General features: G+C 65.6%; 11 protein-coding genes and 1 pseudogene. 6 read left to right on the top strand and 6 right to left on the bottom strand.

All coding sequences use genetic code 11. From position 1 onward, the window contains the following. Both WAN02_RS18450 and WAN02_RS18445 read left to right on the top strand, forming a co-directional pair. Positions 1 to 120 (top strand): annotated as a pseudogene (locus tag WAN02_RS18450) (GuaB3 family IMP dehydrogenase-related protein); the annotation flags it as partial. Between the two features lie 46 nt (positions 121 to 166). Next, positions 167 to 1,903, top strand: a complete 1,737-nt coding sequence (locus WAN02_RS18445; RefSeq protein ID WP_422265691.1) for a GMC family oxidoreductase N-terminal domain-containing protein — start codon at positions 167 to 169, stop codon at positions 1,901 to 1,903. Positions 1,904 to 1,912: 9 nt separating this feature from the next. On the opposite strand, the gene WAN02_RS18440 is transcribed toward WAN02_RS18445, so the two are convergent. The 4 genes from WAN02_RS18440 to WAN02_RS18425 all read right to left on the bottom strand — a co-directional run bounded on the left by WAN02_RS18440 (position 1,913) and on the right by WAN02_RS18425 (position 6,238). Further along, the gene (locus tag WAN02_RS18440) at positions 1,913 to 4,264 is read right to left on the bottom strand and encodes a glycoside hydrolase family 65 protein (RefSeq protein ID WP_422265690.1); all 2,352 of its coding nucleotides are present in this window, start codon (positions 4,262 to 4,264) and stop codon (positions 1,913 to 1,915) included. Between the two features lie 9 nt (positions 4,265 to 4,273). Next, positions 4,274 to 5,008, bottom strand: coding sequence for a beta-phosphoglucomutase family hydrolase (locus WAN02_RS18435; RefSeq protein WP_422265689.1), 735 nt, complete (start codon positions 5,006 to 5,008; stop codon positions 4,274 to 4,276). Positions 5,009 to 5,158: 150 nt separating this feature from the next. Next, positions 5,159 to 5,323: a hypothetical protein gene (locus WAN02_RS18430; protein WP_422265688.1), complete on the bottom strand. Its 165-nt coding sequence runs from the start codon at positions 5,321 to 5,323 to the stop codon at positions 5,159 to 5,161. Positions 5,324 to 5,329: 6 nt separating this feature from the next. Further along, complete coding sequence (locus tag WAN02_RS18425; RefSeq protein WP_422265687.1) at positions 5,330 to 6,238, bottom strand: TauD/TfdA dioxygenase family protein; 909 nt, start codon at positions 6,236 to 6,238, stop codon at positions 5,330 to 5,332. A 122-nt stretch (positions 6,239 to 6,360) separates the two neighbouring features. On the opposite strand from WAN02_RS18425, the gene guaA reads away from it, so the two are divergent. Both guaA and WAN02_RS18415 read left to right on the top strand, forming a co-directional pair. After that, positions 6,361 to 7,914 (top strand): glutamine-hydrolyzing GMP synthase, encoded by a 1,554-nt coding sequence (gene guaA, locus WAN02_RS18420; protein ID WP_422265686.1) that lies wholly within the window; start codon positions 6,361 to 6,363, stop codon positions 7,912 to 7,914. A gap of 8 nt (positions 7,915 to 7,922) precedes the next feature. After that, the gene (locus tag WAN02_RS18415; protein WP_422265685.1) at positions 7,923 to 8,273 is read left to right on the top strand and encodes a UBP-type zinc finger domain-containing protein; all 351 of its coding nucleotides are present in this window, start codon (positions 7,923 to 7,925) and stop codon (positions 8,271 to 8,273) included. Here the strand turns inward: WAN02_RS18415 and WAN02_RS18410 are convergent, their stop codons facing one another. Then, complete coding sequence (locus tag WAN02_RS18410) at positions 8,274 to 8,834, bottom strand: carboxymuconolactone decarboxylase family protein (RefSeq protein WP_422265684.1); 561 nt, start codon at positions 8,832 to 8,834, stop codon at positions 8,274 to 8,276. A gap of 56 nt (positions 8,835 to 8,890) precedes the next feature. Between WAN02_RS18410 and WAN02_RS18405 the strand changes: the two genes are divergently transcribed. Continuing rightward, positions 8,891 to 9,679 (top strand): SDR family NAD(P)-dependent oxidoreductase, encoded by a 789-nt coding sequence (locus WAN02_RS18405; RefSeq protein ID WP_422265683.1) that lies wholly within the window; start codon positions 8,891 to 8,893, stop codon positions 9,677 to 9,679. Here the strand turns inward: WAN02_RS18405 and WAN02_RS18400 are convergent. Continuing rightward, the gene (locus WAN02_RS18400) at positions 9,676 to 10,482 is read right to left on the bottom strand and encodes an SDR family NAD(P)-dependent oxidoreductase (protein WP_422265682.1); all 807 of its coding nucleotides are present in this window, start codon (positions 10,480 to 10,482) and stop codon (positions 9,676 to 9,678) included. The two genes, WAN02_RS18405 and WAN02_RS18400, sit on opposite strands and share 4 nt — an antisense overlap. Positions 10,483 to 10,565: 83 nt before the next feature. Between WAN02_RS18400 and WAN02_RS18395 the strand changes: the two genes are divergently transcribed. Then, entirely contained in the window at positions 10,566 to 11,570 is a 1,005-nt protein-coding gene (locus WAN02_RS18395; RefSeq protein WP_422265681.1) for an NAD-dependent epimerase/dehydratase family protein, read from the top strand. Positions 11,571 to 11,594: the final 24 nt, after the last annotated feature.

Here is an 11,594-nt window from a genome sequence, read left to right as displayed (position 1 = left end):
CCGTCCGACGATCCGTTCGGCTCGCTGAATCTCGTCGGCGGATTACGCCGCTCGATGGCCAAGTCGGGCTACTGCGACCTCAAGGAATTCCAGAAGGTCGGCCTGACCGTAGGAAGCTGACTTCGATCGCTGGATCATTACCGGCGAGTCAGTACATACTGGTTCGGTGGAACCTGACTACGACGTCTTGATCATCGGTTCGGGCTTTGGGGGCAGTATCACCGCGCTGCGCCTGACCGAAAAGGGTTACCGGGTAGGCGTACTCGAGGCCGGCCCCCGCTACGCCGACGAGGACTTCGCCAAGACATCGTGGAACTTGCGTAAGTTCCTGTGGGCTCCCCAGCTGGGCTGCTACGGCATCCAGCGCATCCACCTGCTGCAGAACTGCATGATCCTGGCCGGCGCCGGCGTGGGCGGTGGATCGCTGAACTACGCCAACACGCTGTATATACCGCCGGAGCCGTTCTTCAACGACCAGCAGTGGTCGCACATCACCAATTGGCGCGCGGAGTTGATGCCGCATTACCAACAGGCGCAGCGGATGCTCGGTGTGGTCGAGAACCCGACGTTCACCGACGCTGATCGCTTGCTCAAGGAGGTCGCCGACGACATGGGTTGCGGTGACACCTTCGTGCCGACTCCGGTCGGGGTGTTCTTCGGCCCGAACGGAACCAAGACGCCTGGCGAGACGGTGCCCGACCCGTTCTTCGGCGGTGCCGGCCCAGCCCGGACCGGCTGCCTGGAATGCGGGTCGTGCATGACCGGCTGCCGCTACGGCGCCAAGAACACTCTACTCAAGAACTACCTCGGCCTCGCGGAATCGGCTGGGGCGCAGATACATCCGATGACGACAGTCACCAGGTTCGCGCAGCGGCCCGACGGACTGTGGGAGGTTCGCACCAAGCACACCGGCCGCGTGCTGCGCCGCAAGAAGCGCACGTTGACCGCTAATCATCTGGTGCTCGCCGCCGGCACGTACAACACGCAGAAGCTGTTGTTCAAGATGCGTGACACCGGCGCATTGCCCGGCCTCTCGGATCGGCTCGGTGTTCTGACCCGCACCAACTCCGAATCGATCGTCGGGGCCGCGACTTTGAAGGTCTCGCCGGACCTGGACCTGACCCATGGCGTCGCGATCACATCGTCGATTCACCCGACCTCCGACACGCACGTCGAACCGGTCCGGTATGGCAAGGGTTCCAACGCCATGGGGCTGTTGCAGACCTTGATGACCGACGGGTCGGGCCCCAACGGCACCGACGTGCCGCGCTGGAGGCAGTTGCTGGATCAAGCTGGTGAAGATCCGCGCGGCATACTTCGAATGCTCAATCCCCGTCAGTGGAGTGAGCGCACGGTGATCGCACTGGTGATGCAGCATCTGGACAACTCGATCACCACGTTCACCAAACGCGGCAAGCTGGGCCGACGCCGGTATGTCAGCAAGCAGGGGCACGGCGAGCCGAACCCAACGTGGATTCCGGCCGGCAACGAAGTCACCCGTCGCATCGCCGCCAAGATCGACGGGGTGGCCGGCGGCACCTGGGGCGAGCTGTTCAACATTCCGCTGACCGCGCACTTCCTCGGCGGCGCGGTGATCGGCGACAGCGCCGAACACGGCGTGATCGACCCGTATCACCGGGTGTACGGCTACCCGACACTGTCCGTGGTAGACGGTGCGGCGATCTCGGCGAACCTCGGCGTCAACCCCTCGCTGTCGATATCGGCGCAGGCCGAGCGGGCCGCGTCGCTGTGGCCGAACAAGGGTGAAAACGATCTGCGGCCGCGGCAGGGTGAGCCCTATCGCCGACTCGATCCGATCGCGCCGCAGCATCCGGTGGTGCCGGCCGATGCGCCCGGCGCGCTGCGATGGTTGCCGATCGAACCGGTCAGCTCGGCTGGTTGATCGGGCCCCTCAGCGGCGCCGGTGTAGCGGTTCGCGTCCGGGTGGCTGCTGCGGCGGTGGCAGCAGCGGCTCACGCTTTTTCAACGTGACCGTCGTCGGCGCGCTGGTGCTGAGCTCGAGATCCTCGCCGTCGTGCCGGATGGTCAGTTCACCCCCGGGCCCGTCGCGTAGCGTGTAGGTCGCCTCCTCGTGGCTGACGTCCACCGTGAGCCGGAAGTCGCGCCAGCGCAACCGAAACCGCAGTCGTGAGATGCCGTCGGGCAGATACGGGTTCAGGGCCAGGAGTCCCTCGTCGTCGCGCAGGCCACCGAAGCCTGCGACCAGAGCGGTCCACGCGCCGGCCAGCGACGCCATGTGTAACCCGTCGCGGGTGTTGTGGTGCAGGTCGCGCAGGTCGACCAGCGCCGCCTCGTAGGTGTAGTCGTGCGCCAGCTCCAAATGCCCGACGTTGGCGCACATCACCGCCTGGGTGCAGGCCGACAGCGACGAGTCGCGCACCGTGCGCCGCTCGTAGTAGTCAACGTTGCGCGCCTTCTGTTCGTCGGTGAATTTGTGGCTTTGCCAGTACATGGCCAACACCAGATCGGTTTGCTTGATCACCTGAGCCGAATAGAGCAACGCGTACGGCTCGTGCAGCAACAGCGGGTAGGAGGTCTTCTCGGTGAAGTCCCACTCGGCATACGTGGTGAATCCTTCGGACTGCGGATGCACGCCGAGCTCTTCGTCGAAGGGAATGTGGGCGGCATCAGCGGCATCTCGCCAAGCAGCAGTCTCATCGCTGCTCACGCCCATATCTCGGGCGGTCTCGGAGTTGCGCGTGCACGCATCGGCTGCCACCCGCAGGTTGTGGGCCGCCATCATGTTGGTGAACACGTTGTCCCGGACGATTGCGGTGTATTCATCGGGACCGGTGACCCCGTCCAGGTGCCATACGCCGTGGCGGTCGTGGTGGCCCAGCGAATGCCACAGTCGTGCCGTCTCGACGAGCACCTCCAGCCCGCAGTCCTTCTCCAGCGACTCGTCGCCGGTGACGACGCGATAGCGCTCGAAAGCCATGGCGATATCGGCGTTGATGTGCCAAGCAGCGGTGCCGGCGGGCCAGTAGGCCGAGCATTCCTGGCCGCGAATCGTACGCCAGGGATAGCTGGCGCCCTTCAGATCCAGCTGCGCAGCGCGCTCCTTGGCCAAATCCAAAGTTGAAGCGCGCCAACGCAATGCGTCGGCGGCGGCATGCGGCAATGTATACGTCAGCACCGGAAGGACGAATCCCTCAGTGTCCCAGAAGATGTGGCCGTCGTACCCGGTGCCGGTCAGACCCTTGCTGGCGATGCCGCGCCGTTCGGCTCGTGCACTCGCCTGCAGCAGGTGGAAGAGCCCGAACCGCACCGCCTGCTGGCAGACCGGGTCGCCCTCGACCTCGACATCGGCGCTGTCCCAGTAGTCGTCGAGGATCTTGCGCTGCGCGTCCACCAGGCCCTGCCAGCCGCTGTAGCGGGCGCTGTGCAACGCCGCGGCGGCCTGGTCGCGAAGCGCGGGACGGGAACGCTGGCTGGACCAGCCGTATGCCAGGTATTTCACGATCCGCAGCTGCTGGCCCGGCCGCAGCCCGCAGATCACGGTCGTACGGGCGAGGTCGTCGCCTGCGTCGTTGGTGATCTCGACGCGACCTTCGACCGCGATCTCGTGATCCATCGCCGCGGCCATCATCAGCGCACTGGCGCGCGTCCGGTGCATCAGCAGTGCACCGCATTCGGTGTCCTCGTGCTGGACGGCCTCCAGCGGTTTGTCGAGGATGGCGGCGACCCTCGGGTCGCCCGATGTGACGGGCTGGTCTTCGTTGGCGACCAGCTCGGATTGCACTGTGACACGGACGAATTCTTCGACCGCCTCGACCACATACTCGATGGCGACAACACTGCGCTGTGCCAGCGACACCAGCCGGGTCGAAGTCACCATGACCTGCTTGCCGACTGGTGACTCCCAGTGCGCGTATCGCTTCAGCGTGCCGGCCCGCAGGTCGAGCACCCGCTCGTGGCTCAACAGCTTGCCGTAGCGAACATCGAACGGCTCGTCGTCGACCAGCAGGCGCAGGATCTTGCCATTGGTGACGTCGACGACGGTTTGTCCGGCCTCCGGGTAGCCGTAGCCCGCTTCGGCGTAGGGCAGCGGCCGGACTTCGTAGAACGAGTTCAGATACGTGCCGGGCAGGCCGTGCGGCTCGCCTTCATCGAGGTTGCCGCGAATTCCGATGTGCCCGTTGGATAGCGCGAACAGCGACTCCGATTGAGCCAGAACATTGAGATCCAGCCGAGTTTCGCGGACCTGCCACGGTTCGACGGGGAAGGTGTCATCCGAGATCATGTTTGCGTCCTAAAGCAGTTCGGCGAGATCGGTCACGACAACGTCGGCGCCGTGTTGGCGCAGCGCTTCGGCCTGGCCCACCCGGTCCACGCCGACGACGTACCCGAAGTGGCCGGCGTGCCCTGCCTCCACTCCGGACAGCGCGTCTTCGAACACTGCGGCCGCGGCCGCTTCGATTCCCAGCAGTTGGGCCGCCCGCAAGAAGGAGTCTGGCGCGGGCTTGCCGGCGATGTGTTCCTCGCGCAGGGTCACGCCGTCGACTCGCTGCTGGATGAACTTTTCGAGCCCGGTGATCTCCAGCACCTGGCGGGTGTTGGCGCTGGAAGACACCACCGCCGTAGCGAGACCCGCGGCGGCCACCTTCTCCAGGTAACGGCGCGAGCCGTCGAATACCTTGACGCCGTCGTTCTGCAACGTCTCCTGGAACGCGTCGTTTTTCCGGGTGCCCAAGCCGTAGACGGTGTCCTTGTCGCCCGAGTCGTCGGGATCGCCGTCGGGCAGCTGGATGCCGCGGCTGGCCAGAAACGACCGGACGCCGTCTTCACGTTTTTTGCCGTCGACGTATTTCAGGTAGTCCTCGACCGGATCGAACGGGACGAACGGCTCGCCGGTCTGTTCGGCATGATGCTGCAGGAACGCGTCGAACATGACCTTCCATGCCTTGGTGTGGACACTCGCGGTGTCGGTCAGAACACCGTCGAGATCGAACAGGCAGGCGTGCACGGCTTCCGGTAGACCCAGCACGGCGGAGCTCCCTTCTGGGATGACGTCGGCCAGGGGTGATTTCGGCCGCGGCCAGTTACCACCTCACCATGCCCGATGCTGGTTCGCCACACGTTCGGGCTGACCGACTGTTTTCCGGCTGTTCGGCTAGCCGGACCTTGCGTCGAGCGGTCAGGTCGGAGGTGCGGCGGTGAACGCGCCTTCGGCGAGCCGCAGCCAGGCTTCGCGGAATCGATCGGCGTCGAGTTTGCCCGGCGTTCGCTGGATCAGCAGCTCCAGGCGCATCGCGTCCATCTCCTGCACGTGGCGCCGCGTCGCCTCTGAGTAACCGCTCACCTACCGTCAGCCGGCGGCGGTGTCGACCGCCTGCAGCGGCGCCCCGCTGATCACCCGGCTGCGTTCGCCGTGTACGTCGACGGGCACGTCGCCCTCGACGGTGACATGGTGCATGAGCCGGTACTGGTCGTCGTAGTCGTCGATGGCCCGGTGCTGGGTAGCGCGATTGTCCCAGATGGCGACGTCGCCCGGCGCCCAGTTCCATCGAACAGTGTTCTCCGGCATGGTGATTCGTCGTTGCAGCAACTCGAGGAGGGTTTGCGACTCGTAATTGTCCATTCCGATGAAGCCGCGCACGAAATCCCCGGCCACCAGCGTGCGTTCACCGGTCTCGGGATGCACCCGTACGACGGGGTGCTCGGTGCGAAAGTCGATCTTCTCGAACCGGGCCCGGTGCGACTTCTGGTCGTGGGTCTGCGCCTCGGGCGGGGCGACATAGTCGAAGCGGTTGCTGTGCAGCGCCCAGAGATTGTCGGCGAGGTGTTTGAGCGGCTCGGGCAGCGCTCGGTATGCCGCCGCGGTCGAGGCCCACAGCGTCGATCCGCCATAGCTCGGCAGCGTCACCGCGCGCAGGATCGACGCCGCCGGGTAGTTCGCGACGAACGTCACGTCGGTGTGCCAGCGGTTGGCCTTGCCGTACTCGGAGTTGATCGGCGTGATGATCGGCATGTTCTCCTGCTGCATCGCGGGATGGGCGATGGGCGTACCGATCCGGGCGGCGAAGGCGTGCTGTTGCGCGTCGTCGAGGTGGTGCTGGTCGCGGAAGAAGATCACTTTGTGGCGCAACAGCGCATCTCGGATCTGCTCGACACTGTCGGTGTCCAGATCGCCGGCCAGTTGCACGCCGTCGATGCGGGCGCCGATGCGGCTGCCCAACTGGGTCACGGTCAATATCGATGTCGACGGAGCCGTCATGGTGCTGTCCTCTCAACCTTCCTGTAGTCAGTCGACTACAGTCGTATGGACGTGAGTGTAGACATATGACTACACGAACGTCAAGCGATGAGCGGTTGAGGGTGCGCCTCTAGACTGTGCCGGTGGAGTCAGCATCGCCCCGTCCCGTGCTGGTCGTCGATTACGGCGCGCAATACGCCCAGTTGATCGCCCGCAGGGTGCGCGAGGCGCGGGTGTTCTCCGAAGTGATCCCGCATACGGCGTCGGTCGACGAGATCAAGGCCCGCGATCCGCAGGCGGTGGTCTTATCCGGCGGCCCGGCCAGCGTGTACGCCGAAGGCGCGCCGCAACTCGACCCGGCGTTGTTCGACCTTGGCGTGCCGGTGTTCGGTATCTGTTACGGATTTCAGGCGATGGCCCAGGCGCTCGGCGGTACCGTCGCGCGCACCGGCACCAGCGAATACGGCCGAACCGAACTGAAAGTCGTTGGCGGTGACCTGCATTCGGATCTTCCCGACACCCAGCCGGTCTGGATGAGTCACGGCGACGCCGTCACCTCGGCGCCGGACGGGTTCGAGGTGGCGGCCACCAGCGCGGGTGCCCCGGTGGCCGCCTTCGAGAATCGGTCGCGGCGACTGGCCGGCGTGCAGTACCACCCCGAGGTCCTGCACACGCCGCATGGCCAGCAGGTGCTCACGCGATTCCTGCTCGACTTCGCCGGCATCGCCGCGGATTGGACACCGGCCGGCATCGCCGAGGCATTGATCGAACAGGTCCGTAGTCAGGTCGGTGACGGGCACGCGATCTGCGGGCTGTCCGGCGGGGTGGATTCGGCGGTGGCCGCCGCGCTGGTGCAGCGCGCCGTCGGGGACCGGTTGACGTGCGTGTTCGTCGACCACGGGCTGCTGCGTGCCGGCGAGCGCGCCCAGGTACAGCGCGACTTCGTCGCCGCAACCGGCGCCAACCTGGTGACGGTCGACGCGGAGGCGACCTTCCTCGAGGCGCTGTCCGGGGTGACCAATCCCGAGGGCAAGCGCAAGATCATCGGGCGGCAGTTCATCCGGGCGTTCGAAGGTGCCGTGCGGGATGCACTGGGGGACAACGAGACCGAGTTCCTGGTGCAAGGAACGCTGTATCCCGACGTGGTGGAGTCCGGCGGCGGGACCGGTGCCGCGAACATCAAGAGCCACCACAATGTCGGTGGCTTGCCTGATGACCTCAAGTTCACCCTTGTCGAGCCGCTGCGACTTCTGTTCAAAGACGAGGTGCGCGCAGTCGGACGCGAATTGGGCCTGCCCGAGGAAATCGTTGCGCGCCAGCCATTTCCGGGCCCCGGCCTGGCGATCCGCATCGTCGGTGAAGTCACCGCGGCTCGGTTGGACACGCTGCGCCGTGCCGACTCGATCGCGCGCGAGGAGCTGACCGCGGCCGGTCAGGACCAGCAGATCTGGCAGTGCCCGGTGGTGCTGCTCGCCGATGTCCGGTCGGTGGGCGTGCAGGGCGACGGCCGGACATACGGGCATCCGATCGTGTTGCGACCGGTTTCCAGCGAAGACGCCATGACCGCCGACTGGACACGGGTGCCTTACGAAGTGCTGGAACGGATTTCGACCCGGATCACCAACGAGGTGGCCGAGGTCAATCGCGTGGTGCTCGATGTCACGAGCAAGCCGCCCGGCACCATCGAGTGGGAGTAGCAGTCGCCATGCATGCCGTCGACCCATCGGTGCCGCCCAGCGGTGTTGGCTGCGTCGAGTGTGATGCCGCCGGTGGTTGGTGGTTCCACCTGCGACGGTGTGCGGCCTGCGGCCACATCGGCTGCTGCGACGATTCGCTGGCCCGGCATGCAACACAGCACTGGCGAGAGACTGGACACCCGATCATCCGATCGTTCGAACCGGGCGAGGACTGGTTCTGGGACTACAAGACCAATGACTACTACGACGGTCCCGAACTTGCCGCACCGCAATGCCATCCGCAGGACCAGACGGTGCCGGGTCCGCACGACCGGGTGCCGCGCGACTGGGCCGACCTGCTCGGTCAGCGACGCGGGTAGTTACCTCGACGAATCGACCTGGTCGGAGGAGTAGGCGATGACAGGCGTCGACTCGCCGTAGACGTCGAGGGTATGGATGAAGCGGTGCAGTCCCATCACCCCGGCGCAAGTGAACCCGAGCTCGACGATCTGTGCGGCACTGAAGTGCTCCCCCAACCGCTTGTAGAACTCGTCGTCCATCGCGTGGTGATCGGCGGAGAGCAGGTCGATGAACTCGACGGCCATCTGCTCCTGCGGCGTCAGCGCGCCATGGCCCGGCGCCAGCAGGCACGCGACATCCTCGTCGGTGATCGAGTCATGCTTGCGTGATTGGCTGCAGGGCTCGCATTCGCCCAGTTGGGCGCTGCGAATACGCAACAGCTCCAGTATCCGGCCGCCGAGCAGGGTGCCGGCACCGAGGTGGGTCCTGGCCATGTTGACCTGTTCGAGCTGCGCGCTGCGATAGGCGAAGATCTGCAAGGGAACCGGGGTCGCATAGAGTCCGGCCGCGACGCCGGCCTCCACGATTTCGCGGGAGTGTGAGCTGAGCTCTTGCATCGGGATTGGCGCAATACGCGGCATCGAATCAGGCTAACTTTCTTTAGCGTCACCGAAAAGACCGGCGTTGGGAGAACTCGATGTCCAGACTCGCCGGAAAGGTTGCGATAGTCACTGGGGGTGCCGGCGGGATCGGTGCGGCAACGGCGCACGAATTGGCGCGTGAAGGCGCCGCCGTCGCGGTTGTCGATATCGACGAGGCGAAGGCCGCGGAGGTCGTCGACGAGATTCGGCGGACGGGGGCGCAGGCCATTGCACTCGGCGGCGACCTCGCAGCAGAGCACGCGGCCGCACATGTCGTGCGGTCCACGGTGGCGGAGTTCGGCCGCCTCGATGTGCTGCACAACAATGCGGCGCTGACCACCAGCAGCTTCCTGTCGCGGGATACCACCGTCAGCGAGATGGCGCTGGATGTGTGGCAGCGGTCTTTGGAAGTCAACCTCGGCAGCCAGCTGCTGATGTGCAAGCACGCGGTGCCCGAAATGCGACAGAGCGGCGGCGGTTCCATCATCAACATGTCGTCGGGGGCGGCGCTGTCGGGTGACCGGACCCGCCTGGCCTACGGGGTGTCGAAGTCCGGGGTGCACGCCTTGACGATGTACGTCGCGACCAGTGAGGGAAAGGGCGGCGTGCGGGCGAACACCATCGTGCCCGGTTTGATCCTGACCGACGCCGTACGCGCGCACCTATCCGAGGACATCATCGGTCGCCTCGGCCGCGCCACGCTGACGCCGTACCTCGGACAACCACAAGACGTCGCCGACCTGGTCGTGTTCCTGGCTTCGGAGCAGTCTCGCTACATCACCGGACAAATGATTGCGATCGACGGTGGAATGTCCGCACACGTCATGATGGACACCGGCGACTAGCTCGGGCCGAGCACGTACGCGGCGGTCTCCGGATGGTGATACCAGCCGCTGGCGGCCTGAGTGCCGCCGTCGACGTGGATCGTCTGCCCGGTGATGTAGCTGGCCATGTCGGACGCGAGAAACACTGCTGCGCCAGCCATTTCGTCGACGTGGCCCGCGCGACCCATCGGGACCGTGCGACCGAACCGCTGTTCGGCGCCCGGCGGGGCTATCTGCATGATCCCCTCGGTCAAGGTGATGTCGGGGGCCAGGGCGTTGACCCGGATGCCGTGTGGGGCGAGTTCGAGTGCCGCGGTCTTGGTGTAGTTGATGACACCGGCCTTGGCCGCCGCGTATGTCGCGAAACCCGGTGCGGCGCGGACACCTTCGATCGACGTCACGCTGATGATGCTGCCCGCCAATTTCTGCTCGACGAGGACGCGGGCCACCCGCTGGGTGCACAGGTAGATGTGGCGCAGGTTCGATTTGTACAGCGCGTCCCAGCCGTTCTCGGTGGTGTCGAGGATCCCCGACCAGAAGACCCCGCCGGCGTTGTTGACCAGGATCGTCACCGGACCAAGCTCGGCGGAAGTCTGCGCCAGCGCGGCATCCACCGCAGCACTGTCGCGGACGTCGACTGTGATGCCGAGCGCACCGATCTCGGCTGCGGCGGACGCGCACGACTCGGGGTTGCGCTCCCAGATTGCCACCTTCGCACCGAATGCCTTGAAACCCGCCGCGATGCCGCGGCCGATGCCCGAGCCGGCGCCGGTGACAACGGCGACGCGGTCGGTGAGAAGGACGCTTGAAGGATCGAGTGCCATGAATCTAAATATAGAACAATCGCACGTCAAGGTTTACAGTTGTGACTGAAAATGTTCGATATGTAACACCGAGGAGGACGGCCATGCCCAGCACGATTTTCGTCACCGGCGCGACCGGGCAGACCGGCGGCAATGTCTGCGAGCAGTTGATCCAGCGGGGCGATCAGGTTCGGGCCCTGGTCCGCAATCCGGACGAAGCCCCCGCGCTGTCCGATATCGGAGTCGAGCTGGTCAAGGGCGACATCCGCGACGGCGACGACGTGCTGCGCGCGGCCAAGGGCGCTGAAGCGGCCATCCACTGTGCGGCGTTACTGGGTGGCGCGAGCCAGGACCTCGAAGACTTCAAGGCGGTCAACATGGTCGGCACCGCCAACGTTCTGGATGCGGGCAAAGCGCACGGCATGCGTCGGGTGGTGGCACTGAGCACCGCCACCTTCCTCGATCTGAGCACCGGAGTCGACTTCGAAGAGGCACCCGTGCTGGACAACCCACCCAAAGACCCCTACACCGTGACCAAGCTCGCCGCTTTTCAGGAAGCGCACCGGCGCGCCGCCGCGGGCGACGACGTGCTGACGTGTCACCCCGGCGCGATTTTCGGCCCTGCCCCGGTCGTCGAACGCGCCTTGTACCGAACCAGCTTCAATCGGGTGTTGCTGGCGGGCATGCGCGGAAAGATCAAGCGCTACCTCGCTTTTCCGGTGACGTGGGTGGCGGGCAAGGACGTCGCGATGGGTTCGATCGCGGCGCTGGATCGCGGCGTGGCGGGCGAGCGCTACCTTTTGGTCGGCCGGCCGCAGGAAAGCTTCAGCACCGCCGGCGGAATCAATCGAGCCTGCGAGATCGCCGGAATCGACCATCGTGTCCAGGATCTCGATTACCGTACGGATCCCGAGGCGTTGACCGCCGAATTCGGGCCCACCTTGATGGCCATTGCGAAGGCTGCGGCCAAGAGCGAGCGCAAGCTGAGAAGCGACGACAACCTGACCGCCCGGCGCCTCGGTTATGAGCCCATCTCCTTCGACGACGGGCTGCGGCTGCTGATCTCGTGGCTGCGTGGACTCGGCCGGCTCGATCCGGCAGCCGCCTGAATTCGGGCTGAAACGCAGGAGTTG

The organism is Mycobacterium sp., assembly GCF_049281135.1.
Lineage (GTDB): Bacteria > Actinomycetota > Actinomycetes > Mycobacteriales > Mycobacteriaceae > Mycobacterium.
The sequence above is the reverse complement of the archived record's forward strand: the minus strand, read 5'-3'. Positions and strand labels throughout refer to the sequence as shown.

What these genes read in the sequence shown, in the direction of transcription:
- WAN02_RS18440 (WP_422265690.1), bottom strand. Translation starts at nt 4,264, where the DNA reads ATGATCTCGGATGACACCTTCCCCGTCGAACCGTGGCAGGTCCGCGAA.
- WAN02_RS18425 (WP_422265687.1), bottom strand. Translation starts at nt 6,238, where the DNA reads ATGACGGCTCCGTCGACATCGATATTGACCGTGACCCAGTTGGGCAGC.
- WAN02_RS18415 (WP_422265685.1), top strand. Translation starts at nt 7,923, where the DNA reads ATGCATGCCGTCGACCCATCGGTGCCGCCCAGCGGTGTTGGCTGCGTC.
- WAN02_RS18410 (WP_422265684.1), bottom strand. Translation starts at nt 8,834, where the DNA reads ATGCCGCGTATTGCGCCAATCCCGATGCAAGAGCTCAGCTCACACTCC.
- WAN02_RS18405 (WP_422265683.1), top strand. Translation starts at nt 8,891, where the DNA reads ATGTCCAGACTCGCCGGAAAGGTTGCGATAGTCACTGGGGGTGCCGGC.
- WAN02_RS18400 (WP_422265682.1), bottom strand. Translation starts at nt 10,482, where the DNA reads ATGGCACTCGATCCTTCAAGCGTCCTTCTCACCGACCGCGTCGCCGTT.
- WAN02_RS18395 (WP_422265681.1), top strand. Translation starts at nt 10,566, where the DNA reads ATGCCCAGCACGATTTTCGTCACCGGCGCGACCGGGCAGACCGGCGGC.